Raw genomic sequence first — 26,847 nt, 5'->3', positions numbered from 1 at the left:
TAAGTTGATGTGGTTGATTTCCACACAACTACTATCCATCAAATCAAGGAGTGTTGCAACTACATGTTTTTAAAGGAATTTTGACGAGGGCATCAAAGTTGCACTCTGAGAAAAGATCAGTATTATTACGCGCCACTAGACCCTCCCCAGGGTAAATTCTGGAAAAAATCTGAATGCCATCTTCAGTGATTTAACGCCCGCGATTTCCCCCCGTACCCCCTCAGAAACAGCCAGCCGGTAGCCCTGCCGTCCTCTTTCTCTCACCGCCTGAGCGCCTGCCTGTGCCTCTCCTTGTCCATGCCCCAGCCATCCCCTTGCTAACACATAGGCGAGCCCCTGCGTCTTCCTATCTCCTCCTACTGTGTCTCTCTGCCCTTCCCTTCGTCCCATTAGGTATACCCTAATGGACTTCTTTCACACGGGGCATTGACTGTCTCATTTCTGTTTCATAATCTAAGTCCCATCGGGTTAAGACATTAATGTGACGGCGTGACACCGACAAGGACTCACGTTGAAGCAATAGGAAGAAGATGAAGGAGATTTCCGCATGAATGACTTGGTTATCAGGCTTCGCCGATTCAAGGACAGGAAGTCACTGGATAGAGTCGCCCCAAGGATGCTTGATAAGGCTGCTGCTACGGGCCTCCAAGAGGAACTGAAGGTCATTGCTGCGATTGACCACCGGCAAGCAGAGATAGCGGCAGGAAAGCATTACGACGCGGGGAAAGTCCCTATGACAGCTTGGGCATTGGTGGATTGAGTAGGAGATAGTGATGGGACAGGTTATCGGTTATGCACGTGTGTCGTCTGTCGGTCAATCGCTGGATGTTCAACTGGATAAGCTGACAAAGGCCGGTTGTGAGCGTGTGTACCAAGAGAAGGTTTCAGGGACCAGCATAGATGGCCGTGAGCAACTAGCCGAACTCCTGCGGTATGTCCGAGAGGGGGACGAGGTGGTGATCACCAAGCTGGACCGTCTGGGCCGTTCTCTCGCTGACCTTCTGGACATTACGGAGCAACTGGAAGCCAAGGGCGTGACCCTGCGTGTTTTGGACCAAAACCTAGAGACGACGACTGCCCAAGGGAAGCTGATGTTCACCATGTTGGGTGCCTTTGCTGAATTCGAGACGGCTCTACGCAAGGAGCGCCAGATGGAAGGGATCGCCAAAGCTAAGGCTGCGGGGAAGTACACCGGCAGGCCCAAGAGTATCGACGAGGGTGCAATCAAGGCGACCCTGCTGGAGGGCGGCAAGTCTCTGCGGGAAATCGCTACGCTTCATGGAGTCAGCCGAGCGACTGTCCATCGCCTATCAACAAGGATGCGAGAGGATGGGGAATTGAATTGATCGAGTGTGTCTATAGGTTGAGTCTGAGACCATCGAAAGGATCGATTACTGGGACTGTCCCGAGTAACATTAGAGACAGCTAATTTACCCTGACCAATAGAAAGGATTGATCGAGTAGCCAACTTTGATCGAATCCTTCAATCGCCCCCCGAGGCTGTTCACTGCGACACCTTGGGGGTTTGTCGTTTGAGAGGACTCGACGATGACCCTGCGCCTGTCCCTCTGGTCCTTTCTCATTGCCTCCCTTTTCCCTTCCATCCTTGTCCCTGCTGTCTTCATGCTTTCTCTGTGGACCTGTGAGATCGTGCAGGGGTGAGCGTGTGGGGTTACATGGGGGAATGCGTAAGGTGAGCAGAGAGATCGTCTGAGGGGCTATCTGGAAGGGACCAGAGGGGGAGCCTGGGGCCGACTCTGGGCTTGTTCGTCTGAGTGCCCCTGTTTGTTCCGAGGCCTCCGAAGAGCGCCATCAAGAACAGTGATGAATGAGGCTATCTATTTTCCCTGACCATAGGGGGGGATACGAAAAGACCAATACTAAAAGACATCTTTAAGACACCCCAGATAACTTCTCTCTTACCTTACTTATGTCAGGTATCTTCAAGATTACCAATGGTCTCATCAGAGATCATCTTCAGAGCGATCCATTGTCTGCCATGCAGCCATTGTTTAGTAACCCCATGAATCGCCAATACAACCACTTGTCAGGGAAGATGCAGGGAAGACCTATCAGCACTGCTGTTATGGTGATCCGCTTAAGGACATCACTGCAGTTTCCTAACCAACCAATTCAGAATTCCGACGAATAGTGATAATCCCAACGTATGGTTGTCATGGGGTCGTGAATCTGATCAAATTGGTAAAATCCGAAATTTACGGGAAATACCAACTCAACAACTGCCAAACTAGAACGCTATGACAACTGATAAGATCGAGATCCTCTCCCCAGCTCTTGTTCCTACTGATGCTATTGAGCAGCCCACCGAGCTAAACCCATACAGTGCTATCAATGAAATCAGGGCACAAAAGACCATCAACGCATCCACGATTATCATCAGTCCAGAGTATCAGTACCGTGTTGGCCCCTTGGACGATAACAATGTGGCGTATCTTGCCACGCTGATCCAAGACGGAGTCCCTTTCGCTACACCTATCCGTCTACAGTGTCTTTGGGGGTCTCAGCTGTACTTAGTAGATGGGTTTCACCGGATGGAAGCATTCAAACGGTTAGGCATCACCGAGATTCCGATTCATCACTTTTCTATTGAGGAAGCTGATTCGAGCGTAGACGTACGATTACATGCAATGGGAGCTAATACAAAACACGGGAAGCGAAACAGTGCTGCCGATTATCGTAACATCATCGCGAAAATCGTGGAGAAGGGCTATCCCCGCGAATTAATGAAGAACGCATTCGAGCCAGACATCCCCGCTATAGCTAAGGCCATTGGCACCTCCAAGACTGTGCTGGAAGTGGCTTACAACAAATTCACAGGTTTCAAGGACAACCCACATCCCACCTTGTCTGTGGAATGTAAGACTCGTCGCAATGAAGCGATTATTGAAGCCTATTGCGATGGATTAACGGCAAACGCTATTGCAGAAAAGTATCGCATCAAGAGCCCCAAGACGGTAGCTCAGGTAATCAGTGACGCCGAAGCGAAGTGGGCTGAGGATGAGCGCATGAGGGAGGAGCAAGCAGCTGCGGAAAAGGCTGCACTCATCGCTCGCGCCGCTGAGCATGGGTATAGTGAGAATGAGGTGTGGTTATTTCAGCAAATGGCCCACATCTATGAGAACGATGAAACAGAACTTGGCGCTTCCCAGGGCAACAGTGAGAATGTTGCGTCTTCCGTAATCCCAATGGCTGACGCCTCAGATCGTAGTACAACCCGCGTGGATGCAGACACCCACATTCCCCGTGCCATCAGCTCTCTTGATGACACTTCCGCACCTACCGAAAAGTCGGACGAGCCTTTTGATGTTTATAAAGCAACAGGCTACAAACCCGACCAAACCCGCCATGCCAAACCAGTGAAACCCGAGGACATGACCTCTGAACAACTGCAAGAGGCGTGGAAAGCACACCAGAAAGCAAAGGCCAAAATAGAACGACAAGAAGAGAAATTGCGCAAAGCGGCGGCTCAAATGGGTGTCATCTTGGCGGAATAAGCTGACGGACAGATAGATGAAAGCGCTGGAGCGATCTGGTGCTTTTTTTATCAAGGTTTAAGACCTATCAACAGCCCTTGAGTTGTGACAGATCGGTCTCCTTCTACTCTTGTTGCTTTCTGACACTTGACCCACTAGCACTCCCCCTTCCTTTTCACTGACCTAAGCAAGATCTCTGACCGCCCTTCGGTCACTTTCATTCAAACATCAGTGCCTTTATGTCGTGCCTCTGCTGTTCCAGTTTGCCTACCGGAGAGAGGACGGCAGGAGAGGCACAACATAAGGAAACCCATCGATGAAAATTACCAAACACACCTTCAATGTCACCGATGAACTGTCCTTCGACATCCGCGTGGTTCTCCGCGATGGGGAGCCGTGGTTCGTCGCTAAGGACGTGGCAGATGCGCTGGGGTACAGCAACGCCCGCGATACTATTGCAAAGCACGTAGATGAAGAGGACGTAGCAAAACGCGACATCCTTACCAAAGGCGGTATTCAAGCGGTAAATTGCGTCAACGAGTCCGGCCTGTACTCACTCGTTATGGGCTCTCGCCTTGAGCGGGCCAAAGTGTTCAAACGCTGGGTCACTAAGACAGTCCTTCCGTCAATCCGCAAGTATGGTGTCTATGCGTCTGGCATGGAGTCTTTGCCTGAACTGGCTAAAGCAGAGATAGCGGCTGACACACTAAGCGCTGTGAGGGCTATAGAGAGTCGTATCGCCAGCGTATGCCATGCCAAGACGAGCTACACCAAGAAGCAATGGAATGACATTGGGCTGGCTTACTGTGCCGCCGAAGCGATCACCAAGCATCGTGGAAAGGACGACATACTGGCGTTCTACAAGGAGTTCGCCTTGCAACTGACCCTCTACAAGGTGCCCTTCAAGGCCTGCTATGAGAAGGAGGCCAAGGCTATCTTCAACGAAGCCTTCCGCATCGAGCAGGACTTCAAGAAATCGCTGCGAAAGCATCAGTCAGCCTTCAGCTCTTGGTAACTATGTCCTCTGAAATTCAGAAGACTACCTGACAACCAAACGACAAAGCCCCCTTGGCGGACTTCAGGACTACTTGATGTTCACCGAGGGGGCTTTTTTTCGAGGTGGTTACTTATCGAACAACTTGAGAAACTGGGACATGGTTTCCTCTGCCAGCATCTTCTCGACGGCTTCAAGCTGATGGGTGTAGTTGTAGCCGGAAGAGTAGAGCCCGTATGACAACGTTAAGCCTTGCTTGCTGTGCCCAACGATCTGAGAGGTCATGCCCTCCTGTACCCCTGCGTTTTGGTAAGCGGTTATCGTCATTCCACGGAAGCTATGGAAGCACTGTTGCTTCTCTCGCTCGCCAGTTATCTTCCCTTTGAAAGCACTGAATTTCGAAGACCACCCTGAAGGTGACGTTTTGCCGTGTCGGTCTAGCCATAGGCCGGAGCAGACGTGTCCTTTAAGCTCTTCCCAAAGGTATCGCGGCAGAGGGATCCCACGGATGGCATTGGCTGTCTTGCCGTCTTTGATCCGTATGAGAGTAATACCGCCTTTCACCTCAAAGTCTTCAGGTGTGAGGGAGACCAGCTCTCCAATACGGCACCCAGTCACAAGCCCGAACTTCATAAGCTGGCGCAAGGGAAGGGTAGCCGTCTCGGCCATGACCTTGAGCTGTTCAAAGGTAAATGGCTTGTACTTCTGAGGGGCGATCCCTGATTTGAAGCGAGAAGCAGTGAACGGGTTCGTCCCGTCCACTTCCTTGTGCAGATAGCACCACTCCCAGCAGGAGGAGAGTGCAGAGCGGTAGCCCTTGCGTGTCCAGTCGCTTTTCTCTGTGCTGATCGCCTGGAGCCACCGTGTGACGTCCCGAGGTTCGATCTTAGACAGAGTGATGTCCTTTACCTTCAAAACACTAAGAAGGCTTTTAGCTCCCTGACGAGCTTTGCTGATGACCGCTTTATTGACGGTTCGGCTGTGCTCATTGGCAAACCCATCGACCGCTTCGAGCAGGGTCATTGCGTAGTCTTTGGCAAGTGAGGTATCACCATGTAGAGCCACCCTGATTGCATCGGCTTTCACAAGGTCCCCTGATGCGACTGCCGCTTCCACGTCATACGCATGGAAGAGGTGTTCGTCGTCATCGTTGGGGCTGCTATAGCGGTTGCTCTCTTCGATGGCTGCACGGATTTCGGTAAGCAAGTGATTGAAGCGATGGCGGCGAGGTGCTGTCCTAACACGCTCTAGCAACTCATTGAATTCTGCAACGATGGTATCGCGCATCCTTCGAGCCTGCTGAAGGTCGCTGGTTTCGAGGGTTTTGGTGTAGATGGCTCGTCCACCAAAGAAGGGGTGATCCCTTAGTTCGGCGGGGACATTCCAGTGGAGGTAGTAGCGTCGTCGACGTAGTTGGAGGTACTTCATCCTGTGATCCCTATGTGTTATCTTAGGGTCAGTGTAATGACCCAATCCATAGCACAAATCACACCATAAGATGCTGATTTATAAGGATTTCAACAAGTTATCCTAACTGCGTATTTGACATTGCATGTCATTGCTTTATGTTAGCCGGCAATGATAAAGCATTATTGCGGCCAGGGCTAACAGCCAAGTGCTGCTTTCTACCTTGGTCCTCGACTTATGCACGATCGCGATTCCCTGCTTCTGCAGTGGGCACGCCGACTCTCCGGTGATGCCTGCCTCCATCTTACCCTTATTTCCGGTGATGCCAGTTTCCGCCGCTACTTTCGTGGCGGTGGCCTTATCTGGGTGGATGCCAATCCTAAAACCGAAAAAAATCATGAATTTGTTCGCAATGCGGCGGCCTTGCATGCGCGTCAGCTGCTGGCGCCCGAGGTCAAGGCGGTGGACTATGAACTCGGTCTGCTGGCGGTCACCGATCTGGGGGATACCCAGCTTATTGGCTGCCTGAATGCCGACAACGTACAGGCCTGGTATGACAAGGCCATCGGGCTGTTGCCTCGCCTTGGTGCGGTTGAGCTTGACCTGGAGCCTTTTGATGCCGCCTTTATGGCCAGGGAGAACAGCATCTTCCCCGAGTGGCTGCTGGGCCACCATCTTCAACTGACCCTGAGCGCGGCAGAACAACGGCTGCTCGACGATACCTTTACCTGCCTGACCGCCAGCAACTTGGCCCAGCCGCAGGGAGTGATGCACCGGGATTTTCACAGCCGCAACCTGATGGTATGTGGTGGCAATACCCCCGATAGCAGCGATCTTGCCATCATCGATTTTCAGGACATGGTCATCGGCCCCCTTAGCTATGACCTGGTCTCCCTGCTCAAGGATTGCTACGTGCGCTGGCCGGACGAGGTGATCGAACAGGGGATGTGCCATGGTTTTGCGACCCTGCAGCAGGCGGGGCTGCTCGGCGATCTCGATTATGCCAGCTTCCGCCGCCATGCGGATCTCACCGGCATGCAGCGTCACCTGAAAGCCGCCGGCATCTTCACCCGACTCTATCATCGGGATGGCAAGTCAGGTTACCTCCAGGATATTCCCCGCACCCTGGGATATGTGGTGGATGTTTGCCAGCTGCACGGGGCCAGCGAGCCCGTGCTCGCCCGTTTTGGCGACTGGTTGCAGCAGGTGGTGCTGCCGGGACTCGCCCGGGTGGCGAAGGAGCAGGCATGAAGGCGATGATCCTGGCGGCAGGACGTGGCGAGCGGATGCGCCCGCTCACCGATACCCTGCCTAAGCCGCTGCTGGTAGTGGGGGGCAAGCCCCTCATTGTGCATCATATCGAAAAGCTTAAAGCTGCAGGGGTGACCGAATTGGTCATCAACCACGCCTGGCTTGGCCACAAGCTGGTAGAGGTGCTGGGGGATGGCAGCCAGTTCGGGGTGACCATCCACTGGTCAGCAGAGGAGAGTGCGCTGGAGACCGCAGGGGGCATAGTGCAGGCACTGCCGCTGCTGGGGAGCGACCCCTTTCTGGTGATCAACGGGGATACCTGGCTCGATCTGGACTACCGCACCCTGGTTACCCAGCATCTGGGGGAAGGTCTGGCCCATCTCTGGCTGGTGCCCAATCCCCCCCAGCATCCCCAGGGGGATTTTTCCCTGCAAGAGGGGCGGGTGCTCGATATTCCCGGGTTTACCTTCAGTGGCGTCGGGCTCTATCATCCGGCAGCATTCTCCAGTCTGGCGAGCGGCGCGCGCAAGCTGGCTCCCCTGTTGCGGGAGTGGATGGCACAAGGGCGAGTGGGTGGCAGCCTGCTGGCCGGCGAGTGGCGTGATATAGGCACAGTCCCGCGACTGCGCGAGCTGGATGATCTGCTTCTGGCTCGCACTCATTAACATCAAGAGGTCTTGAACCATGCGTATTTGGGGTAAGGTGCTCGGCGCCTTCTTCGGTTTTCTGCTCGGCCACCTGATTGGTGCCCTCATCGGCCTCTGGATTGGCCACCGTTTCGATCGGGGCATGGGATTGCAAAGTGCGTTTCGCCGTGGGCCGACTCAGGAGCAGCAGGCGGTCTTCTTTCATGCCACTTTCGCCGTCATGGGGCACATTGCCAAGTCCAGCGGTCAGGTGACCGAGCAGGAGATCCGGGTGGCCTCCAACCTGATGGATCGGATGCGACTGGCAGGGGAGCAGCGAGCCCGCGCCCAGGAGTCGTTCCGTCAGGGCAAGGAGGCCGGTTTTCCGCTGCGCGAGACCTTGGCCGAGTTTCGTCGTGCCAGCCAGGGGCAGCGGGACATTCTGCGCTTCTTTCTGGAAGTACAGCTGCAGGCCGCGTTTGCCGATGGCCGGGTTGAGGATGGGGAACGTGCTATTCTGCACACCATCGCCGACGAGCTGGGCTTCAGCCGTATCGAGCTGGCCCGGATCCTGGCCATGGCCGAAGCGCAGATGAACTTCTTCAATCGCGCCCATGGCCAGTACCAGGGCGGTGGTGCGGGTGGCCAACAGTATCGTCAGGAAGCACCGTCAGCCGATCGTCTCAAGGATGCTTATCAGCTGCTCGGGGTGAACGAGAGTGACAGCGATCAGGATATCAAGCGTGCCTATCGCAAGGAGATGAGCAAGCACCACCCCGACAAGTTGGCCGCCAAGGGGCTGCCACCCGAGATGATGGAGATGGCCAAGGAGAAGGCCCAGGAGATCCAGCAGGCCTGGGAGTGGATCCGCGAAGCCCGCGGCATTCGATGACCTGTTCTCGTCGATGACAAAAAAGCCCCGCATGATGCGGGGCTTTCTTGTTTATGGCTGGTGCCGTTTATTTGGCCGGGATCTGCTCCAGCACGCGGGTCAGCAGCTGCCAGAAGCGCTCGACCGCGACGATGTGCACCTTCTCGTCCGGGGAGTGGGCGCCGCGGATGGTCGGGCCGAAGGAGACCATGTCCCACTCTGGGTAGGCGCTCTTGAACAGACCGCACTCGAGGCCGGCGTGGATCACCATGATGTTGGGGCGGCTGCCGAACAGCTCCTCATAGGTGCCGCGCACCAGCTCCATCACCGGGGAGTTGACGTTCGGGGCCCAGCCCGGGTAGGCGCCGGTGAACTCGCAGCTGGCGCCGGCCAGGGTGAACAGGGAGCGGGTCATCTGCTCAATCTGGTCGCGGCCCGAGTCGATGAGGGAGCGGATCAGGCACTGGACGTACACTTCCCCGTCCAGGGTCTTGATGACGCCTAGGTTGGTGGAGGTCTCGACCACGCCGGTCATGCTGTCACTCATGCGCATTACGCCGTTCGGGCAGGCCATCAGGGCATCCAGCAGGCGATCGCGCAGGGAGGCGCTCATCACCTTGGCGGGGGCGGCAGTCTGGGTCAGCAGGAGGGTCAGGTGCGGCTCGGTGGCGGCCAGCTCGGTCTGGTAGATGCCGGTGAAGCGATCGACCAGGGCCTTGAACTCGGCTACGTTGGCACCCGGCACCACCAAGGTGGCACGGGCCTCACGGGGGATGGCGTTGCGCAGGGTGCCGCCATGGATCCCGGCGAGCTCCACATTCAGGGCCTGGGCGGCCTTGAGCAGGCGCACCAGCAGCTTGTTGGCGTTGCCGCGGCCGCGGTGGATATCGCCGCCGGAGTGGCCGCCGACCAGCCCCTTCACCTGCAGCTCGAATGCCTCACCCGCCGGGGCAGCGGTCAGCTCGAGGGGGAAGCGGATGTTGGCGTCGACGCCACCGGCGCAGCCCATGTAGACTTCACCGTCCTCTTCGGAATCGGTGTTGATGAGGAGCTCGCCCTCCAGCCAGCCGGCCTCGAGGCCGAAGGCGCCGGTCATGCCGGTCTCTTCGTCGGAGGTGAGCAGCACCTCCAGCGGGCCGTGCTTGAGGCTCTTGTCGGCCAGCACCGCCAGGCAGGCGGCCATGCCGACGCCGTTGTCGGCGCCCAGGGTGGTACCGCGGGCGGTGACCCACTCACCGTCCACGTAGGCATCGATGGGGTCCTTGGTGAAATCGTGCGGGGTATCGGCGTTGGCCTGGGGCACCATGTCGAGGTGCGCCTGCAGCACTACCGGCTTGCGGTTTTCCATGCCCGGGGTAGCGGGCTTCTTGATGAAGAGGTTGCCGACCTTGTCCTGCTTCACCGCCAGCCCTTCGGCGCTGGCCCACTCGGTGATCCAGCTGGCGAGCGCCTGCTCGTGCTTGGAGGGGTGGGGGATGGAGCAGATTTTCTCGAAGAAATGCCACACCAGGGTGGGAGAGAGGGAACTCAGTTGTGCCACGTCAGGACTCCTTACCAGCACGGAATAGTGAGAGGCCCCGTCAACGGGCCCGGGAAGTGGATAACGATAATACAGCCAATCGCAGAAAAATGTGAGCAGACAGCGTAAATCTCGGGTCGGTTATGCTGCTGGGAAAGGTTGTGGCAGGCAATGATCAGGTTCGAGGGGGGCTGGCTGGTGGAAAAGAAATTATGTGACGCATCTCACAAAAAAGTTGAATTTATGGCGCCGACTGGTAAATTAGCTCCCGTGGTTCGCCACCCGTCAGGATGACGATGAAAGCCTCCAGGGAACCGAAGCAAAGACAAGTGCGCCTCCATGGAACCGAGTGTTCGTTCAAGGATTTGAGCCCGCATTAAAGGTACGTAACTTGTTAAGCAATCAGGAGTTTAAAGATGCCAGGCAGCAACTCAACCTATTGGTTCGCCCCGTCTCTCTATACCCAGGGTTTCAGCTACCCTAACCCCTTCGTCACCCGTCGCTAAGACGGTCTGTCCGAACAAACGGACAACCCGCCTGTGACAAACAGGCATGACGAGAAAGCAGCAGGTGTGTGAGGTAAATCCTCCTCCCTGCTATTTTTTTATCTGCTGTTTGGCGTTGTGATGGATTTTGCGTCAACCGGACGGGTAGTCGCTTGGTCATTTGGCTCTTTATATGAGTCATCTGGGGATAATCTGGACGATCTTTCCTTCATTTGGCATACGTTTGCCAGTCATTTTATCTGCAAACGGTGCTATCATACCGGCCCAACAGCCTGTCCGCGGTGTTGGCACTCCATGCAACCGATCGCCGGATATGCCCATCTTGCTTCCACTGCCATAGATCCGCTGCCGAGGCTTAGCCCTGAGGCAGCCAAAGTGCAATCTGAATTCAGTCGAGCAAGGGCCGTCATTGCTTGGTTATCGGGGAAGCGTCCCGGTTACCATCATTTTAAGTGATTGTTTTAAATAACTATTCGAGATCGATAACATGCCGAAGAAGTTTTATGTATCGTGGGACAACCTGCAACGTGAAGCGCGCCGTCTGGCCCGTCGTCAACTGCCAGTCAGCCAGTGGAAAGGGATCATCGCGGTCAGCCGTGGCGGCCTGGTGCCCGCTGCCCTGATGGCCCGTGAACTCGGCATTCGCAACGTGGAGACCCTGTGCATCTCCAGCTATGACCATGACAACCAGCGCGAGCTGGTGGTGGTCAAGGCCGCGACCACCGCAGGGGATGGTGAAGGTTGGCTGGTGGTGGACGATCTGGTGGATACCGGTGGCACCGCCAAGGCGATCCGCGAACTCTATCCCCGCGCCAAGTTCATCACCATCTTCGCCAAGCCGATGGGCGAGCCGCTGGTAGATGACTTCGAGGTTGCCATTCCGCAGGATACCTGGATTGAACAACCTTGGGATATGGCGCTGGAGTTCACCACGCCAATCTGCGACGAAAAATAACAGTTTCACAGGGCTCCACTTCGGAGCCCTGTTTTTTTGTCTGTCAATTGGGCCTGGGGTGGCTGTGTGACGACAAATCTGGTTAAGATGAACCATTGCCTGATCATGAATGAGATTTTACCTTGGACTTGAACGACGACCTCAACCTGACCGACCGACTGTTTACCCGCGTCAAGAAGGTATTGGAGACTTCCGAGATATCCAATACCAGTCCGGCGGCGGAAGAGGGCGAGTCAGAGGAGATGTTTATCGATGGCTCCCTGTCAAATCGCTGGTATCGTCTGCTGCGGCGCCCTTCCTGGGCCTGGCAGGGCGCCGATCCGGTCGAAGTGGAGCAGACCCTGGCGCGCATCGCCATGGCGACCGGGGAGCGAACCCATGATTGCTACTTCGATACCATCAAGGGTTATGTGCCGGGCAACTGGATCTATGAGTGGAGCCAGGTGGCCGGCACCTATTTCAAACGGGGACGCGAACTGCGCGAGCAGGGAGATTCGGCGGCTGCGCTGAAGCAACTGCTCAAGGCGGTGCGCTACTACTCCATCGCCAGCTACCCACACCTCAAGAATGACGAGCTGGCGGATCAAGCCCAGCTTTTAGGCAACATGGCCTATCGCGAGGCGGGCCGGCTGTTCAAGGTGCCGCTCAAAGAGATCCAGGTGCCGTTTCGCGGCAAGCATATTCAGGGCTATCTGCACCTGCCGACCACCGACAAGCCGGTGCCTCTGGTGATCATCAGCGGTGGGATCGACTCCCTGCAGCTCGATTTCCTCGCCTTCTATCTCAAGCGGCTGGAACCCAACGGCATCGGCATGCTCTCGCTGGACATGCCGGGGATCGGCTATGCCGAACATTGGCCGCTGGTGCAGGACACCAGTCGCCTCCATCAGGCGGTGCTGCAGTATCTCTCCGAGGTGGCCTGGGTCGATCACCAGCGCATCGCCATGGTAGGCATGCGCCTTGCAGGGAATATTGCTGCGCGTTTGGCCTTCATCGAGCCTTTCAAGCTGCGTACCGTGGTGTGTGTGGGGGCGGGGGTCAATCAGGTATTCACCAGCCCTGAGCTTTTTGCAAAATGCCCTCGCATGATGCGAGACAGCCTGGCCAACCGGCTGGGAGAGGATGCAGCCCAGTGGGATACCATGCGCACCAAGTGCCAGGTATTTTCACTCAAAACGCAAGGATTGCTGGGGACTCGCACCTCGGTGCCGATATTAAGTATCGGGCACAAGAAAGATTTCATCTGTCCCGAGAGCGATGTCCGGGCATTGGCGGCGGCCAGCCGCAATGGCAAGGCGGTCGTGTTCGACAAGCAACCCTTGCTGGAGGTGTATGACCAGGCCATGGAGGAGATTGTCGAGTGGTTGAAACGACATCTGTGTGTCTGATGTCGCGCTAAAAATCTGATGCCATCACAAGGTGGCGCGGCTTGTTTAACAGGGAGGTTAACATGTCTGAAAGAGTGACCTACAAGCGACTGCTGAGGCAATTCGCTGCCATAGGCCCCTATCTGCGCGAGGATTTGTGTGAAGAGGGGCGTTACCGTTTCGATTGTCTGTCCGTCTGTGTCAGCGCCAAGCCGGCACCGGACAAGCGGGAGTTCTGGGGCTGGTGGCTGGTACTGGAGCAGGATGACCATCACTTCCGTTATTACTATCAGCTCGGTTTCTACGATGCAGACGGGGTGTGGCTCGACAAACCCGTCCCCAAGAAACACCAGGCAGAAGTGGAACGGACCCTCAATCACTTCTACAAGCTTCTGGTGGACAGATTGACTGTGCTTGAGTGCCACTTGGAGCCGGCTGAGCAGGTAACCAACGAACTGGCGGTCACCGCCGCCTGATCCCCGATACCCTGCGAGGGACTCACTCCCTCGCAGGGTTATTCTTGTTCTCCCCTTCGCGGATTTTCGCCCCTTCTTCCGACGTTAATTGCCTTGCAGGGCCTGATGGCCGTGGGTATAAAGGGATTCCTTACTTTTTAGCCTTTATGCTCCCATGGAAAACAGAACCATAGTCGTCAAGTTGGGCACCAGCGTGCTCACAGGGGGGTCTTCCCAGCTCAATCGTGCCCATATGGTCGAGCTGGTCAGACAGTGTGCGGCCTTGCACCGTCACGGCCATCGCGTCGTCGTCGTCACCTCGGGGGCCATTGCCGCCGGGCGTGAGCACCTGGGGCACCCGCCACTGGCGCCAACCCTGCCCAACAAGCAGATGCTGGCGGCGATAGGCCAGACCCAGCTGATCCGGGTATGGCAGGATCTGTTCAACCTCTACGGTTTGCATATCGGCCAGATGCTGCTGACTCGCGCCGATCTCGAGGATCGCGAACGCTACCTCAATGCCCGCGACACCCTGCGTACTCTGCTCGATCACCGCATCATTCCGGTCATCAACGAGAACGACGCCGTGGCCACCGCCGAGATCAAGGTGGGGGACAACGACAACCTCTCGGCTCGTGCTGCCATCCTGGCCGATGCGGATCTGCTGATCCTGCTTACCGACCAGAAGGGGCTGTTTACCGCCGATCCACGCACCAACCCGGATGCCCAGCTGATCGAAGAGGTGCAGACCATAGACGACACTCTGCGCAAGCTGGCGGGTGGCAGTGTCAGCGGCCTTGGCACCGGCGGCATGGCCACCAAGCTGCAGGCGGCCGACGTGGCCCGCCGTGCCGGTATCGACGTGGTGATCGCCACCGGCCAGGTGCCGGAGGTAGTGGGGCGCCTGGCCAAGGGCGAGCGTATCGGCACCCGTTTCCCGGCCCTGGCTACCCCGCTGGAAGGGCGCAAGAGCTGGATCCTGGCAGGCCCCCCTCCCCACGGCGAAGTGCATGTGGATCAGGGGGCCGTGGCCGCCATGCAGGAGAAAGGCTCCAGCCTGCTGCCCAAGGGGATCGTCGCGGTCAAGGGGGATTTCGTGCGCGGCGACGTGGTGCGTATCCTGGGACCCAAGGGCGCCGAGCTGGCGCGCGGCATCTGCCGTTACAACCATCAAGAGCTCGACAAGCTGCAGGGCGTCCATTCGGATCAGATTGAACAGGTATTGGGTTACGGCTATGGCGCCGTGGCCATTCATCGGGATGATATGGTGCTGTTGTGATCGCAGCACCCGCATGAACAGAAGGGAACAGTCATGAGTCTGGAAAAAATGGGGCAGGCGGCCCGTGAGGCCGCCTATCAGCTGGCCACCGTCAGCACGGCGCAGAAGAATCGGGCGCTGGCTGCCATCGCCGACGAACTGGAGGCGCGAAGCGCCCAGATCCTGGCTGCCAATGAGAAGGACATCGCTGCAGGGCGCGAGGCGGGGCTGTCGGAGGCCATGCTGGATCGGTTGTTGCTCAATCCGGCCCGGCTGGCTGGAATCGTGGCGGATGTGCGCAAGGTGATCACCCTGGATGATCCCGTGGGGGCCGAGATCGACAGCAGGGTACTGGAGAACGGCCTGAGGCTCTCCCGTCGCCGGGTCCCCATCGGCGTCATCGGCGTGATTTACGAGGCACGCCCCAACGTCACCATCGATATCGCCAGCCTCTGCCTCAAGACCGGCAACGCCAGCATACTGCGCGGCGGCCGCGAGACCTTCCACTCCAATCTGGAGCTGGTGCGGGTGATCCAGAGCGCGCTGACCGCCTCAGGTTTGCCCGAGGCGGCGGTGCAGTACATCGACAACCCGGACAGGGCTCTGGTGGGTGAGCTGCTGCGCCTCGACCGCTACGTGGACATGATCATCCCCCGCGGCGGTGCCGGGCTGCACAAGATGTGCAAGGAGAACAGCTCCATCCCAGTCATCATCGGCGGATTCGGCATCAGCCATATTTTCGTGGATGAGAGTGCCGATCTGGTGCGTGCCTTGCCCCTCATCGACAACGCCAAGGTGCAGCGCCCCTCCGCCTGCAACGCTCTCGATACCCTGCTGGTACACGAGAAGATTGCCGAACGTCTGTTGTCTCAGCTGGTGAACCTGATGAACGAGCGCAAGGTGGCGCTGGTGGCCACCCCGGAGGCCATGCCCCTGCTGGCCGGTGCCGAACAGCTGCGCGCAGCGGGTGCCGAGGACTTTGACACCGAATGGCTGTCGCTGACCCTGGGGATCAAACTGGTGGCGGACGTCAACGAGGCGCTGGCCCATATGCGCGAGCACAATGCCAGCCACTCGGACGCCATCCTCACCAACGATCTGGCCAATGCCGAGCGTTTCGTCAACGGCGCCGGTTCGGCAGCGGTCTATGTCAACGCTTCCACCCGTTTCACCGACGGTGGCCAGTTTGGTCTGGGGGCCGAGGTGGCGGTATCGACCCAGATGCTGCACGCCCGTGGTCCCATGGGGCTCACCGAGCTCACCAGCTACAAGTGGGTGGGCCAGGCGGACTATCTGAGCCGCGCCTGATGTGTCCTGGCGCCAGAGATGAAAATGCCGACCCCGGGGTCGGCATTTTATTTTTGGAAGGTTCCCGGCATCGCGCCCGGGTACTTATTCCTGGGGATCCCGCTCGATCACGATGTTGGAGAAGCCCAGCTCCTTGAAGTAGTTCTCGCGGTAATCCTTCACGCTCTTCTTGTCGCGCCGGCACACCTGGGCCAGTTGTGCCTCCATGGCGTGGAAGCTGGCGAGATCGATCCCTTCGGCGGCGGCAACGGCATCATAGATGCTGTTGAACTTGTCGTTGGCGTAGCCGATCTCCCTGGCCTGCTTCTTGTAGGTGTAAGTAATCTTGAACGCCATGGCGTTATTCCTTTGCTTTGGCCTGCTTACGCTGGACGTAGAGGTAGAGACTCTCTACCTTCTCCCGTGCCCAGGGGGTCTTGCGCAAAAACTTCAGGCTGGACTTGATGCTGGGTTCATGGGTGAAGCAGCGGATGTTGATCTGCCGGCCCAGCTCTTCCCAGCCGTAGTGGGCCACCAGGGCAGTGACGATGGCTTCCAGCGTCAGCCCATGCAGCGGGTTGTTCTTCTGTGAAGAGGCGGGCCGTTCGCTCATGCCTGCTCCGCCAGCTTGGCAAAGGGTTGACCCATGCGGGTGGTGACCCCGTTGGCCAGATGGGGCTCGAACCCGGCCAGCATGCCCGGGCCAAACAGACAGACGACGGTGCTGCCCAGCTTGAACAGGCCCATCTCGGCGCCTTTTTGCAGGGTTATGGCCTCGTCGCCGCTGTAGTCCCAGCGCACCACCTTCTTCTCTTTGGTCGGCGCTATGTTGCCGGCCCAGATGGTCTCGATACTGGCCACGATAGTGGCACCGACCAGCACCAGCGCCATGGGGCCGTGCGGGGTGCGGAAGGTGGCCACCACCCGCTCGTTGCGGGCAAACAGGTTGGGCACGTTCTCGGCGGTGAGCGGGTTGACGGAGAAGAGATCCCCCGGCACGAACACCATGCTCTCCAGCACGCCGTCCAGCGGCATGTGGATGCGGTGGTAATCCTTGGGCGCCAGATAGATGGTGGCAAAGTCGCCATCCTTGAACGGCGCCACCAGATCCTCATAACCGCCCAGCAGCTCGCGGGCGCTGTAGTCGTGGCCCTTGGCCTGGATGATGCGGCCCTGGCTGATGGGGCCGAGCTGGCTGACGGTGCCATCCACCGGCAGCGCCAGGGTCATGGCGTCTTCCACCACGGGGCGAATACCGGGCTTGAGCTCGCGGGTGAAGAACTCGTTGAAGCTCTTGTAGTGGGCAGGGCTCTCGTGCAGCGCCTCGCTCATGTCGACCTGGTACTGCTTGATAAAGGCCTCGATCACCTTGGTGGTGAGGTTTCCCGCTTCGGCGGCGGCCAGCTTGCCCACCAGGCGGGAGAGGGCGTGTTTGGGCAGACAGTATTGACCGGCAATTTTCAGGTTGTCAGTAATGCTCATGTTCATCATCAACGTAGGTTAAACAGGGTCACAGGCGTGCCTGTTGGCGACCGTGACGGGCTTCCTGCATGGTTTCCAGGATGCGGTGATAGTTGTGGAAGCGATCGGCGCTGATGGCGCCCGCTTCGACCGCGGCGCGCAGGGCACAGCCGGGATCGTCCTTGTGGGTACAGTCGCGGAACTTGCAACCGCCCAGATAATCGCGGAACTCGACGAAGCACCAGGTGATGCGGTCGGCCTCCAGATGCCAGAGGGCGAACTCGCGGATCCCGGGGGAGTCGATGAGATCGCCACCGCTCGGGAAGTGGTAGAGCCGCGCCGTGGTGGTGGTGTGCTGGCCGAGCCCCGAGTTTTCGGAGATCTCGCCGGTGAGCACATCCAGCCCCGGCATCAGGGCGTTGGTCAGTGACGACTTGCCGACCCCGGACTGGCCGACGAAGATGCTGATCTTGTCGGTCAGGGCGGCTTTCAGCTCATCGAGCCCTTCGCCGCTCTCGCAGCTCACCAGCAGCACCTCGTAATTGAGCTTGCGGTAGGTTTCGAGCTGGCGCTCGATGCGGGCGCGAGCGGCATCATCGAGCATGTCGACCTTGTTCAGTACGATGAGGGGGCGGATCTCCACATCCTCGGCGGCCACCAGATAGCGGTCGACGATGTTGGTGGAGAACTCGGGCATCACCGCCGAGACGATGATGATCTGGTCGATGTTGGCGGCGATGGGTTTGACCCCGTCGTAGAAGTCCGGCCGGGTCAGCACCGAGTGACGCGGATGCACCGCCTCGATGACGCCGGCGGTCGCGGCATTGAGGCCGGGACGCCACACCACCTTGTCGCCGCACACCAGGCTGCTGATGCTGCTACGCCGCAGGTTGCTGCGGTGGATGGTGCCATCGCTAGCCTCGACGTCTGCGTGCTGACCAAAACGGCTGATCACCACCCCTTCGATGGCCGGCCCGAACAGGGTGTCATCCACCTCTGTGGTGTGCTCTTTTTGCAGCCGACGCTCGCGGTTGGCCTGGACGCGCCTTTGTTGACCCAGATTGAGTTTTGCTTTCTTTGCCACTCGATTCGCCAGTTTATGAACAGATCCAAAGCCAGTATGATACATGCAAATTGGCAAAATTCCGCCATTCCTCCCAATAGAGAGAGCAATCATGACAGTCAGCGCGCAGAACCTGGTATGGATCGACATGGAGATGACGGGCCTTGACCCTGAGGAAAACGTGGTACTGGAGATCGCCACCATCGTCACCGACAAGGACCTGAACGTGCTGGCCGAAGGGCCGGTCATCGCCATCCACCAGAGCGACGAAGAGCTGGCCAAGATGGACGACTGGAACGTCAACACTCACACCAAGAGCGGGCTGGTGGCCCGGGTCAAGGCGAGCCAGCACGACGAGGCGAAAGCCGTCGCCGAGACCCTCGACTTCATTCGCCAGTGGGTCCCGGAGCGCACCAGCCCCCTGTGCGGCAACAGCATCGGCCAGGATCGCCGCTTCATGGTCAAGCACATGGGCGAGCTGGAAGCCTTCTTCCACTATCGCAACGTCGATGTCAGTACCATCAAGGAGCTGGTACGCCGCTGGCAGCCGGAGCTGCTGGATCAGTTCAAGAAGAGCGGTACCCACCAGGCGCTGGACGACATCCGCGAATCCATTGCCGAGCTGCAGTTTTACCGCAGTCACGTCTTCAAGATCTGATGCCCAGGCAAGGGATTGCCCAGCTCTGGTTGCTAAAATCGACAGTTCGGTGAGCTTTTGAGCGAACGCGCGCAACCAGACAAAAAAGCCCTTGCAATTGGAATGACTGCTCTTATAATTCGGCTCCCGTACAGTAGCGCAAGCAACCAAATGCTGTACGGTCTGTTTTAAGGTAGTTGCGGGAATAGCTCAGTTGGTAGAGCACGACCTTGCCAAGGTCGGGGTCGCGAGTTCGAGTCTCGTTTCCCGCTCCAAAATTTGATGATGACACTGGTGCAAACCAGCCCGATGCGGGAATAGCTCAGTTGGTAGAGCACGACCTTGCCAAGGTCGGGGTCGCGAGTTCGAGTCTCGTTTCCCGCTCCAATCATCAGCCAGCCTCAAGACAACCTAATGTTGCGGGAATAGCTCAGTTGGTAGAGCACGACCTTGCCAAGGTCGGGGTCGCGAGTTCGAGTCTCGTTTCCCGCTCCAAAAATTTGTAAGTGATATTCCGATGCGGGAATAGCTCAGTTGGTAGAGCACGACCTTGCCAAGGTCGGGGTCGCGAGTTCGAGTCTCGTTTCCCGCTCCAATCACTTGCAGATGACATTCTGTTGCGGGAATAGCTCAGTTGGTAGAGCACGACCTTGCCAAGGTCGGGGTCGCGAGTTCGAGTCTCGTTTCCCGCTCCAAAAGTTTGTAAGTGACATTCCGTTGCGGGAATAGCTCAGTTGGTAGAGCACGACCTTGCCAAGGTCGGGGTCGCGAGTTCGAGTCTCGTTTCCCGCTCCAATCACTTTCAGATGACATCCTGTTGCGGGAATAGCTCAGTTGGTAGAGCACGACCTTGCCAAGGTCGGGGTCGCGAGTTCGAGTCTCGTTTCCCGCTCCAATCTCTCCTCGAAGTCTTGCCACTCCTTCTGATTTATCAATGACATCGCGCTGCGATGATTTCTCGTATCTGGCATTTGCCCAGATCGGCTTTCCCGTTTTTTGCAAACCGAGTTTGTACGTGGCTGGTCGTAGGGTACGGGATCATGACCCGTGGTGGGGGAGCGGAAAACGACGGGCAAAAAAATAGGAGGGGCGGCGGCTCCTCCTACGGGTTCGCTGGCACGGGCTTAGATAACGGTGACGTTCTCGGCCTGCGGGCCTTTCTTGCCCTGGGTCACAGTGAACTGGACTTTTTGACCTTCAGCCAGGGTCTTGAAACCCGCGCTCTGGATGGAGGAGAAGTGAACGAATACGTCCGGACCCTGGGATTGCTCGATAAAGCCAAAACCCTTGGTTTCGTTGAACCATTTGACCTGGCCGGTGCGAATGTCAGACATGTGCTAAATCCTATCTATAACAATATGAAACTAAGCCCGGTGGGGCTGCATTTGCCTTGCTGCAGGGGTTGGCTCATGACTGACCACGTCTCATTGTCCCAGTAGCACGCAGAACAATCCCTGTCTAAAGCAAAAACGATTGTACGTTAGCACCTACCCTTGTCAATTTTGCCCCTTTCGTTTTTTGAACAAGCTAAAAATATTGTGAAGTCAGCGGCTTATTTGAGGGAAAACGGCATAAAAAAACGGGAGGCCTGGCCTCCCGCTTCTCTTACTCCTTGAGGGCAAACCCCTCACCCTGCCGATCGTAGCGATAGATGGCCTGGCCGTAGGAGCGAATTTCCACCCGCTGGATGCGACGATTTTCGTCTACCAGGATGAAAACCGATTTGCCGGATTGCAGCCGAGTCAGCGGACGATCCGGCCCTTCGATGGCGATGAGGCGACTCAGTTCCACCCCCGGCAGCTCGAATTTGCGGAAAATGGAGTAGAGGGTCTCGCCAGCCTGGACTTCGTGTTGCAACCAGGTACCGTTGACCTTTTCTTCCACCGCCGGTTTGGCGGCAACTGCTGAAGAGGTGCTGCCGACGGTCAGTGCCTGGCTGGGTACGGCAAGGGGAATATCGAGTGAACCTGACGGGGCCACCGTTGGTGCACTGGGGGCCGGCTCCCAGGCCAGCACCAGCAACCAGAGCGGGGTCAGGATCAGCAGCCCTATGGTGTTTTTGCGGGGCAGCGGGCTGCTCAGCTTGAACCTGGTGGCCTTGGGCTCCTGGCTACGTTTGCCGAAGCGGCTCATACCCTGGCCGATGAGCTGGCGCAGGGGCAGGGTTGCGGCATTGATACGATGGAGCAGGGATCCTTGTGATTCGTCTTGGCGACGCTGCTGGGCTCGTCTGTTATGGCCACGTGGGCGACGGTCCGGGGTGGGCACGGCATTTACCTCTCACTACATTGCCTGCCATCAGGCAAATACGCTGCCTATGGTAAACGGACTCGCCCCCGAGGGGGAGAGTCCGTGAGAGGAAAATTATCAGCTGAGACGAAATTGTCCCAACAATTGCTGCAATCGCTCTGCGGCCTGGCGCAGAGCCTGACTGGCTTTGGCCGTTTCGGTCGCATCCAGGGCGATGTCGTTGGCCAGTGCGTTGGTTTTTGACAGATTGCCGGAGACGGTCTCGGAAACCGAGCTCTGCTCCTCGGCGGCGGAGGCGATCTGGTAGGTCATGTCGTTGATGGTGGAGATGGCCTGATAGATGCTGCCGAGCGCCTCTTCCGCCAGATCCGCCTCGCCTACCGCCTGGTGGGTCAGCTGCTGGCTCTGGTTGATGGCATTGACCGCGTTGGCCGAGCTGTGACGGATCTTCTCGATCAGCTCCTGAGTGTTCTGCACCGCCTGCTGGGTGTTGCCTGCCAGCTTGCGTACCTCGTCGGCCACCACCGCAAAGCCACGGCCCTGCTCGCCGGCGCGCGCCGCCTCGATGGCCGCGTTGAGCGCCAGCAGGTTGGTCTGGTCGGCAATGCCCTGAATGACGGTGAGGATGCTGGTGATCTGCTCGCTGTCGTGGGCCAGCCCTTCCACTACTTCGGCCCCTTTCCCTGCCTCTGCGGCGACCTTGTGCATCGACTGGATCACCTGCTGGAAGCGCACCTTGCCCTGATCCGCCGCACTCTGGGCCTGCTTGGCCGAGTCGGCGGTGTTGTTGGCGTGGGTGGCCACCTCCTGGCTGACGTAGGACATCTCCTGCACTGCGGTCAGCATCTGTTCCATCTCTGCCTGATGATGCTGCAGGTTGTTGTCGGTCTGGCCGGCGATGCGGTCGGTGTCACTGGCGTGACGGTTCACCTCGCTGGCAGTTTTCAGCACATCGCCCAATAGCCCCTGCAGCTTGTCAATGAAGCGATTGATGCCCTTGGCCAGATCCCCCAGCTCGTCCACCGAGCGGGTGGTGAGGCGCTTGGTGAGATCCCCTTCGCCGTCGGCGATGTCATCCACCAGACTGACCATCTGACGGATGGGGCCCGTGATGCTGCGAGCGATCACCAGCATGGTGGCCAGCGCCAGCACCAGCACGATGAGCGCACCCACCAGCTGTTGGGTCATGGCGGCCTGGTTCATGTCGCTCAATTGGGCTTCCAGCTGATCGGCGCCCGCCAGCACCACCTTGTAGGGCAGGGTGACAATGATGGCCCAGTTGCGGGCCATGCCCGGCACCATGATGGGCACCGAGATGCGGAATGAATCGTTCAGCTCCTGACGCTGAACCTCCGGCTTCAGATATTGTTGCCACTGCTGGCCGAGCACCTTGTCGGCCCGCCCACCCAGCAGGCTGGCATCCCCGCTGGTGCCGGTGATGACACCGGCGGCGCTGACGATCAGGGTTTCGCCCTTGCCCTCATAGATGTTGCTGTTGAGGGTCTTGGCCTGGCGGCTGATGGAGTCTACCGCCAGATCCAGTGCGGCGATCCCCTTGAACTGGCCACCCACCATGATGGGGGTGGTGATGGTACTGACCAGCACCTGCTGGCCGTTGATGTCCACCTTGAAGGGATCGATGAGACAGGAGCGTCCCTCCCGTTTCGGACAGGAGTAGTAGTCGTTGGCCGGATTGCCGAACTCGTCGGGGTCGGTTTTCTCGATGGAGAGCAGCAGATCCGTGCCGATCTGATCCTTGTCACGATAGAAATAGGGAACGAAGCGACCCTTGTCGTCACTGCCGAGCGCGCTCTGGCCGGCGAAGCTGGCGTCCTGGCCATCGAAGCCGTTCGGCTCGAAGCCGGCGAAGGCGCCATAGAGTTGCGGCTCGAGTGCGAGCTGGGCCTTGAGCAGATCGGTTGCCTGCTGGCGAGTCAGAGGCAGCTTGTTTTCCTGCTGCAGGGCGAGGGCACTGGCCATCTGCTGGGTGTAGGAGAGCCCCTTTTGCAGCAATTGGGTGATGGCGGCCGCTTCGGCACGGGCGTTGGCGCTGACTTTTTGCCAGGCTTCTTGTTGCAGGGCGGCGCGGCTGGAGCTGATGGTCAGTTGTTGGGTCTGTTGACCCGAGTAGTGGTTGAGCAGGATCAGGATCACCAGGGCGGTGGTCATGGCGATCCCGGCCATTACCAGAATACGATTCTGGATAGAACGAAACTGCATCGTGCGTTCCTTGTGACGTGGAAAGTTGTTTGAATTATCGGCAGGGCGGGAGGCTTCTCCAGCAATGCTGCCTAGCAAAGCGGAAAAAACTGAACGGTTTTGCGATCCTCTTCAAAAATTGATGGGCATGCCCTATCGACCGCTTATTTCTTGTCCGGCACCCTCATGGTTTTCCCATCCGTCACTGTCGGTGCTAAAATGCGACGGTTTTTTTAACGCATTGGCCCAAGGCCCTCTACACAAGGCTTAAAGATGAAAGTCAAAACCCGTTTTGCTCCCAGCCCGACCGGCTTTTTGCATGTCGGCGGTGCCCGTACCGCACTCTATTCCTGGTTGTTTGCAAAGAATCAGGGCGGTGAGTTCGTGCTGCGTATCGAGGATACCGATCTGGAACGTTCCACCCAGGAGGCGATCGACGCCATCATCGAGGGTATGGAATGGCTGGAGCTGAACTGGGATGAGGGCCCCTACTACCAGACCAAGCGTTTCGATCGCTACAACGCCTTGATCGACGAGATGCTGGCCGACGGTCGCGCCTACAAATGCTACTGCTCCAAGGAGCGTCTGGAAGCGCTGCGCGAAGGCCAGATGGCCAACGGCGAGAAGCCCCGTTACGACGGCAAGTGCCGTCATGGTGATCACGATCACCCGGCCGATGCCCCCCACGTCATCCGTTTCCGCAACCCGACCGAAGGCTCCGTGGTGTTTGATGACCACGTACGTGGCCGCATCGAGTTCGCCAACACCGAGCTCGACGATCTCATCATCCGCCGCACCGACGGTGCCCCCACCTACAACTTCTGCGTGGTGGTGGACGATTGGGACATGGAGATCACCCATGTGGTGCGTGGTGAAGACCACATCAACAACACCCCGCGCCAGATCAACATCTACAAGGCGCTGAACGCGCCGGTGCCGGAGTTTGCCCATGTCTCCATGATCCTGGGTGACGACGGTGCCAAGCTCTCCAAGCGCCACGGCGCCGTCTCCGTCATGCAATACCGTGACGACGGCTACCTGCCGGAAGCCCTGTTGAACTATCTGGTGCGTCTGGGCTGGTCCCACGGCGATCAGGAGATCTTCAGTCTGGAAGAGATGATCAAGCTGTTCAGTCTGGATGCCATCTCCAAGTCCGCCTCGGCCTTCAACACCGACAAGCTGCTGTGGCTGAACAACCACTACATGCGCAGCCTGGATCCGGCCTATGTGGCCAAGCACCTGGCCTGGCACATGGCCGACCAGAAGATCGACACCAGCAATGGCCCGGCCCTGGCCGACGTGGTGACCCTGCTGGCCGAGCGCTGCAATACCCTGGTGGAGATGGCCGCCCAGAGCCGCTATCTGTTCGAAGAGTATGACGCTATCGACGAAGCGGCTGCCAAGAAGCATCTGCGCGGCGTCGCCGCCGAGCCCCTGGCCCTGGCCAAGGCCAAGCTGGCTGCCCTGGATACCTGGACTACCGAAGCGCTGCACGAGCTGATTGAAGCCACTGCCGCCGAGCTGGGTCAGGGTATGGGCAAGGTCGGCATGCCGCTGCGCGTGGCGGTGACCGGTCTGGGTCAGTCCCCGGCCATCGACGCCGTGATGGCGCTGGTGGGCAAGGAGCGCGTGCTCGCCCGCATCGATCGCGCTTTGGCGTATATCGAAGCGCGTATGGCCGCTGAGTAAGCTTGCCGTCGCACATTGCCGTCATCGGTCTGGGTAAATTGCCCCGGCTATTGATGCCGTGATGGCGCTGGTGGGCAAGGAGCGTGTGCTCGCCCGCATCGATCGCGCTTTGGCGTATATCGAAGCGCGCATGGCCGCCGAGTAAGCAGGCCATCGTCAGGCCGGGCGGGATACCTGCCCGGCTGGACACCAGATATAAAAAATCCGAAACGCCATGTTTCGGATTTTTTTATGGTCGTAGCTTTGTGTGGCGGAGCCTGGCTGAGCAGGCTCCGGATCGGGATCAGGTCAGCTTGAAGGAGTTGATCTGGCTGTCCAGATCCTTGCTGTGTTGCTCCACCAGCTCGGAGGCCTCCTGCAGCTCCCGCAGCACCACCACGGAGCCTTCGGCGATCTGCTTGACCTGCTCCAGGTTGCCGCGCATCTCTTCGGCCACCGAGCTCTGTTGCTCGGAGGCTGCGGCGATGTGGCGGTTCATGTCGGCCACCCCCTGCACCCGCTGCACTATGGTGGCGAGTTGATCCCCCGCGCGAGTGACCTGCTCTACTCCCTTGTCCGCCTGTTGCACGCTCTGGGACATCAGCTCGGCCGCCTGGGCGGCATTGCCCTGCAGCTGTTCGATCATCTTCTGGATCTCGACGGTGGCCGCCTGGGCCCGGTTGGCCAGCTCGCGTACCTCGGAGGCGACTACCGCAAAGCCACGACCGGCCTCACCGGCGCGGGCTGCCTCGATGGCGGCGTTCAGCGCCAGCAGGTTGGTCTGCTCCGAAATGCCGCGAATGGTGTCGACCACAGAGCCGATGCGATCCACTCCCTGTTCCACCTGATTGACCACGGTGGCGGAGCGTTGGATGTTGCCGGAGAGGGTGTCGATGGTGTTGACGGTTTCCGCCACGCAGCGGCTGCCCTCTTCGGCCAGCTGGCTGGTTTCTGTGGTGGCGTGGGAGGCCTGTTCGGCGTGGGCTGCCACTTCACGAATGGCGCCGACCATCTGGCTCATGGCGCTGGCCAGCTGCTCTATCTGGCCGAACTCTTCATTGATCGCCTCGTTGGCCTCTTCCATGCAAAGGGTGACCTGGGAGGCGATCTCGTTGAGCTCCTTGCAGGCGGCACGCTGGTTGCCAAACACCGCCTTGAGGTTTTCCTGGGAGTGGGAGACCGCCTTGGCAATGTCACCGAACTCATCGCGGGAGTGGAGCAGCACCTTGTGGCTGAGATCCCGCTTGGCGAAGCGCTCCAGCAGGCCGACCAGATAGTGCACCTGCTTCACCATCAGACGGGAGCCGGTCAGCAGCAGGATCACGAACAGCAGCCCCATGATGGCCGTCTCCATCAGACCTGTCCAGAGCAGGCGGTCGGCAATGGCGTTTGCCTTGTCCGGATCCAGCCCTTCGCTGAGCAGGGTGGCTTCCAGATTGTTGGCATCGAACCAGAGCTTGGTGAGCAACAACAAGGTACTGAATACCATCAGCAGTACTACCTTGGGTACCAGCCGTATATCACTCATCCGCTTCTCTAGCAGGTTTAGCTGCATATTTTTTCTCCTTTAAAAAACTGC

The 26,847-nt window shown here is 58.3% G+C and carries 24 protein-coding genes and 7 tRNA genes; 21 read left to right on the top strand and 10 right to left on the bottom strand.

All coding sequences use genetic code 11. From position 1 onward, the window contains the following. The first annotated feature begins 547 nt into the window (after positions 1-547). The 4 genes from ACB028_RS15915 to ACB028_RS15900 all read left to right on the top strand — a co-directional run bounded on the left by ACB028_RS15915 (position 548) and on the right by ACB028_RS15900 (position 4,509). A complete protein-coding gene (locus ACB028_RS15915) occupies positions 548-760 on the top strand; it encodes an Hha/YmoA family nucleoid-associated regulatory protein (protein WP_024946490.1) in 213 nt (70 codons plus the stop codon). 13 nt (positions 761-773) lie between these two features. Then, positions 774-1,346 (top strand): recombinase family protein, encoded by a 573-nt coding sequence (locus tag ACB028_RS15910; protein WP_371144696.1) that lies wholly within the window; start codon positions 774-776, stop codon positions 1,344-1,346. A gap of 912 nt (positions 1,347-2,258) precedes the next feature. After that, positions 2,259-3,515, top strand: coding sequence for a hypothetical protein (locus ACB028_RS15905; protein WP_371144695.1), 1,257 nt, complete (start codon positions 2,259-2,261; stop codon positions 3,513-3,515). Positions 3,516-3,810: 295 nt separating this feature from the next. Further along, a complete protein-coding gene (locus tag ACB028_RS15900) occupies positions 3,811-4,509 on the top strand; it encodes a Bro-N domain-containing protein (protein WP_371144694.1) in 699 nt (232 codons plus the stop codon). Between the two features lie 108 nt (positions 4,510-4,617). Here the strand turns inward: ACB028_RS15900 and ACB028_RS15895 are convergent, their stop codons facing one another. Then, positions 4,618-5,916, bottom strand: a complete 1,299-nt coding sequence (locus ACB028_RS15895; RefSeq protein WP_371144693.1) for a DUF6538 domain-containing protein — start codon at positions 5,914-5,916, stop codon at positions 4,618-4,620. A gap of 216 nt (positions 5,917-6,132) precedes the next feature. On the opposite strand from ACB028_RS15895, the gene ACB028_RS15890 reads away from it, so the two are divergent. The 3 genes from ACB028_RS15890 to djlA are packed head-to-tail and all read left to right on the top strand — an operon-like array spanning position 6,133 to position 8,664. Beyond that, positions 6,133-7,146, top strand: coding sequence for an aminoglycoside phosphotransferase family protein (locus tag ACB028_RS15890; RefSeq protein WP_371144692.1), 1,014 nt, complete (start codon positions 6,133-6,135; stop codon positions 7,144-7,146). Beyond that, the gene (gene murU, locus ACB028_RS15885) at positions 7,143-7,811 is read left to right on the top strand and encodes an N-acetylmuramate alpha-1-phosphate uridylyltransferase MurU (RefSeq protein WP_371144691.1); all 669 of its coding nucleotides are present in this window, start codon (positions 7,143-7,145) and stop codon (positions 7,809-7,811) included. Before ACB028_RS15890 ends, murU begins: the two co-directional genes overlap by 4 nt. 19 nt (positions 7,812-7,830) lie before the next feature. Further along, complete coding sequence (djlA, locus tag ACB028_RS15880; RefSeq protein ID WP_042028270.1) at positions 7,831-8,664, top strand: co-chaperone DjlA; 834 nt, start codon at positions 7,831-7,833, stop codon at positions 8,662-8,664. Positions 8,665-8,731: 67 nt separating this feature from the next. Here djlA and ACB028_RS15875 read toward each other — a convergent pair whose 3' ends face one another. Beyond that, positions 8,732-10,183: an aminoacyl-histidine dipeptidase gene (locus ACB028_RS15875; RefSeq protein ID WP_371144690.1), complete on the bottom strand. Its 1,452-nt coding sequence runs from the start codon at positions 10,181-10,183 to the stop codon at positions 8,732-8,734. Positions 10,184-11,155: 972 nt separating this feature from the next. Here ACB028_RS15875 and gpt point away from each other — a divergent pair. From gpt to ACB028_RS15850, 5 genes are all read left to right on the top strand, one after another. Further along, entirely contained in the window at positions 11,156-11,623 is a 468-nt protein-coding gene (gene gpt / locus ACB028_RS15870) for a xanthine phosphoribosyltransferase (protein ID WP_026457557.1), read from the top strand. 122 nt (positions 11,624-11,745) lie between these two features. Further along, positions 11,746-13,011, top strand: coding sequence for an esterase FrsA (gene frsA, locus ACB028_RS15865; RefSeq protein WP_124239573.1), 1,266 nt, complete (start codon positions 11,746-11,748; stop codon positions 13,009-13,011). 62 nt (positions 13,012-13,073) lie between these two features. Continuing rightward, positions 13,074-13,466 (top strand): sigma factor-binding protein Crl, encoded by a 393-nt coding sequence (crl, locus tag ACB028_RS15860; protein WP_342011175.1) that lies wholly within the window; start codon positions 13,074-13,076, stop codon positions 13,464-13,466. Between the two features lie 154 nt (positions 13,467-13,620). Further along, positions 13,621-14,724 carry a glutamate 5-kinase gene (gene proB / locus ACB028_RS15855; protein WP_042028272.1) on the top strand — a complete coding sequence of 368 codons (1,104 nt, stop codon included), beginning with the start codon at positions 13,621-13,623 and terminating at the stop codon, positions 14,722-14,724. A 33-nt stretch (positions 14,725-14,757) separates the two neighbouring features. Further along, on the top strand, positions 14,758-16,011 hold the full coding sequence (locus tag ACB028_RS15850; RefSeq protein ID WP_371144689.1) for a glutamate-5-semialdehyde dehydrogenase: 1,254 nt from the start codon (positions 14,758-14,760) through the stop codon (positions 16,009-16,011). Between the two features lie 84 nt (positions 16,012-16,095). On the opposite strand, the gene ACB028_RS15845 is transcribed toward ACB028_RS15850, so the two are convergent. The 4 genes from ACB028_RS15845 to rsgA are packed head-to-tail and all read right to left on the bottom strand — an operon-like array spanning position 16,096 to position 18,535. Beyond that, on the bottom strand, positions 16,096-16,347 hold the full coding sequence (locus ACB028_RS15845) for a DUF2960 domain-containing protein (RefSeq protein WP_042028274.1): 252 nt from the start codon (positions 16,345-16,347) through the stop codon (positions 16,096-16,098). Positions 16,348-16,351: 4 nt separating this feature from the next. Beyond that, positions 16,352-16,603 (bottom strand): VF530 family DNA-binding protein, encoded by a 252-nt coding sequence (locus tag ACB028_RS15840; RefSeq protein ID WP_371144688.1) that lies wholly within the window; start codon positions 16,601-16,603, stop codon positions 16,352-16,354. Next, complete coding sequence (gene asd, locus ACB028_RS15835) at positions 16,600-17,472, bottom strand: archaetidylserine decarboxylase (RefSeq protein WP_371144687.1); 873 nt, start codon at positions 17,470-17,472, stop codon at positions 16,600-16,602. The genes ACB028_RS15840 and asd overlap by 4 nt, the downstream gene beginning before the upstream one ends. A 28-nt stretch (positions 17,473-17,500) precedes the next feature. Further along, the gene (rsgA, locus tag ACB028_RS15830) at positions 17,501-18,535 is read right to left on the bottom strand and encodes a small ribosomal subunit biogenesis GTPase RsgA (RefSeq protein WP_041202860.1); all 1,035 of its coding nucleotides are present in this window, start codon (positions 18,533-18,535) and stop codon (positions 17,501-17,503) included. A 91-nt stretch (positions 18,536-18,626) separates the two neighbouring features. Between rsgA and orn the strand changes: the two genes are divergently transcribed. The 8 genes from orn (at position 18,627) to ACB028_RS15790 (ending at position 20,046) form a co-directional block, all read left to right on the top strand. Next, positions 18,627-19,172, top strand: coding sequence for an oligoribonuclease (orn, locus tag ACB028_RS15825; RefSeq protein WP_371144686.1), 546 nt, complete (start codon positions 18,627-18,629; stop codon positions 19,170-19,172). 178 nt (positions 19,173-19,350) lie between these two features. Next, positions 19,351-19,426 (top strand) — tRNA-Gly (locus ACB028_RS15820). A 36-nt stretch (positions 19,427-19,462) separates the two neighbouring features. Further along, positions 19,463-19,538, top strand: a tRNA-Gly gene (locus ACB028_RS15815). A gap of 32 nt (positions 19,539-19,570) precedes the next feature. After that, positions 19,571-19,646 (top strand) — tRNA-Gly (locus tag ACB028_RS15810). Positions 19,647-19,670: 24 nt separating this feature from the next. Continuing rightward, positions 19,671-19,746, top strand: a tRNA-Gly gene (locus ACB028_RS15805). A 24-nt stretch (positions 19,747-19,770) separates the two neighbouring features. Beyond that, positions 19,771-19,846 (top strand) — tRNA-Gly (locus tag ACB028_RS15800). 24 nt (positions 19,847-19,870) lie between these two features. After that, positions 19,871-19,946: transfer RNA gene (locus ACB028_RS15795), tRNA-Gly, on the top strand. A 24-nt stretch (positions 19,947-19,970) separates the two neighbouring features. Next, positions 19,971-20,046 (top strand) — tRNA-Gly (locus tag ACB028_RS15790). Positions 20,047-20,275: 229 nt separating this feature from the next. Here the strand turns inward: ACB028_RS15790 and ACB028_RS15785 are convergent. The 3 genes from ACB028_RS15785 to ACB028_RS15775 all read right to left on the bottom strand — a co-directional run bounded on the left by ACB028_RS15785 (position 20,276) and on the right by ACB028_RS15775 (position 23,621). Next, complete coding sequence (locus tag ACB028_RS15785) at positions 20,276-20,485, bottom strand: cold-shock protein (RefSeq protein WP_005297820.1); 210 nt, start codon at positions 20,483-20,485, stop codon at positions 20,276-20,278. A 271-nt stretch (positions 20,486-20,756) separates the two neighbouring features. After that, entirely contained in the window at positions 20,757-21,419 is a 663-nt protein-coding gene (locus tag ACB028_RS15780; protein WP_371144685.1) for a LysM-like peptidoglycan-binding domain-containing protein, read from the bottom strand. Positions 21,420-21,518: 99 nt separating this feature from the next. Further along, a complete protein-coding gene (locus ACB028_RS15775; protein WP_371144684.1) occupies positions 21,519-23,621 on the bottom strand; it encodes a methyl-accepting chemotaxis protein in 2,103 nt (700 codons plus the stop codon). Between the two features lie 252 nt (positions 23,622-23,873). On the opposite strand from ACB028_RS15775, the gene gltX reads away from it, so the two are divergent. Beyond that, entirely contained in the window at positions 23,874-25,289 is a 1,416-nt protein-coding gene (gltX, locus tag ACB028_RS15770) for a glutamate--tRNA ligase (protein ID WP_371144683.1), read from the top strand. A 283-nt stretch (positions 25,290-25,572) separates the two neighbouring features. On the opposite strand, the gene ACB028_RS15765 is transcribed toward gltX, so the two are convergent. After that, entirely contained in the window at positions 25,573-26,823 is a 1,251-nt protein-coding gene (locus ACB028_RS15765; protein WP_026455921.1) for a methyl-accepting chemotaxis protein, read from the bottom strand. Between the last annotated feature and the right edge of the window lie 24 nt (positions 26,824-26,847).

It is taken from the genome of Aeromonas sp. S9(2024), assembly GCF_041403185.1.
In the GTDB taxonomy this organism is placed as follows: domain Bacteria; phylum Pseudomonadota; class Gammaproteobacteria; order Enterobacterales; family Aeromonadaceae; genus Aeromonas; species Aeromonas enteropelogenes.
Note: the sequence above shows the minus strand (reverse complement) of the source record. Positions and strands in the feature narration are given on the sequence as shown.

What these genes read in the sequence shown, in the direction of transcription:
- ACB028_RS15915 (WP_024946490.1), top strand. Translation starts at nt 548, where the DNA reads ATGAATGACTTGGTTATCAGGCTTCGCCGATTCAAGGACAGGAAGTCA.
- ACB028_RS15910 (WP_371144696.1), top strand. Translation starts at nt 774, where the DNA reads ATGGGACAGGTTATCGGTTATGCACGTGTGTCGTCTGTCGGTCAATCG.
- ACB028_RS15905 (WP_371144695.1), top strand. Translation starts at nt 2,259, where the DNA reads ATGACAACTGATAAGATCGAGATCCTCTCCCCAGCTCTTGTTCCTACT.
- ACB028_RS15900 (WP_371144694.1), top strand. Translation starts at nt 3,811, where the DNA reads ATGAAAATTACCAAACACACCTTCAATGTCACCGATGAACTGTCCTTC.
- ACB028_RS15895 (WP_371144693.1), bottom strand. Translation starts at nt 5,916, where the DNA reads ATGAAGTACCTCCAACTACGTCGACGACGCTACTACCTCCACTGGAAT.
- ACB028_RS15890 (WP_371144692.1), top strand. Translation starts at nt 6,133, where the DNA reads ATGCACGATCGCGATTCCCTGCTTCTGCAGTGGGCACGCCGACTCTCC.
- murU (WP_371144691.1), top strand. Translation starts at nt 7,143, where the DNA reads ATGAAGGCGATGATCCTGGCGGCAGGACGTGGCGAGCGGATGCGCCCG.
- djlA (WP_042028270.1), top strand. Translation starts at nt 7,831, where the DNA reads ATGCGTATTTGGGGTAAGGTGCTCGGCGCCTTCTTCGGTTTTCTGCTC.
- gpt (WP_026457557.1), top strand. Translation starts at nt 11,156, where the DNA reads ATGCCGAAGAAGTTTTATGTATCGTGGGACAACCTGCAACGTGAAGCG.
- crl (WP_342011175.1), top strand. Translation starts at nt 13,074, where the DNA reads ATGTCTGAAAGAGTGACCTACAAGCGACTGCTGAGGCAATTCGCTGCC.
- proB (WP_042028272.1), top strand. Translation starts at nt 13,621, where the DNA reads ATGGAAAACAGAACCATAGTCGTCAAGTTGGGCACCAGCGTGCTCACA.
- ACB028_RS15850 (WP_371144689.1), top strand. Translation starts at nt 14,758, where the DNA reads ATGAGTCTGGAAAAAATGGGGCAGGCGGCCCGTGAGGCCGCCTATCAG.
- ACB028_RS15845 (WP_042028274.1), bottom strand. Translation starts at nt 16,347, where the DNA reads ATGGCGTTCAAGATTACTTACACCTACAAGAAGCAGGCCAGGGAGATC.
- ACB028_RS15840 (WP_371144688.1), bottom strand. Translation starts at nt 16,603, where the DNA reads ATGAGCGAACGGCCCGCCTCTTCACAGAAGAACAACCCGCTGCATGGG.
- asd (WP_371144687.1), bottom strand. Translation starts at nt 17,472, where the DNA reads ATGAGCATTACTGACAACCTGAAAATTGCCGGTCAATACTGTCTGCCC.
- orn (WP_371144686.1), top strand. Translation starts at nt 18,627, where the DNA reads ATGACAGTCAGCGCGCAGAACCTGGTATGGATCGACATGGAGATGACG.
- ACB028_RS15785 (WP_005297820.1), bottom strand. Translation starts at nt 20,485, where the DNA reads ATGTCTGACATTCGCACCGGCCAGGTCAAATGGTTCAACGAAACCAAG.
- ACB028_RS15775 (WP_371144684.1), bottom strand. Translation starts at nt 23,621, where the DNA reads ATGCAGTTTCGTTCTATCCAGAATCGTATTCTGGTAATGGCCGGGATC.
- gltX (WP_371144683.1), top strand. Translation starts at nt 23,874, where the DNA reads ATGAAAGTCAAAACCCGTTTTGCTCCCAGCCCGACCGGCTTTTTGCAT.
- ACB028_RS15765 (WP_026455921.1), bottom strand. Translation starts at nt 26,823, where the DNA reads ATGCAGCTAAACCTGCTAGAGAAGCGGATGAGTGATATACGGCTGGTA.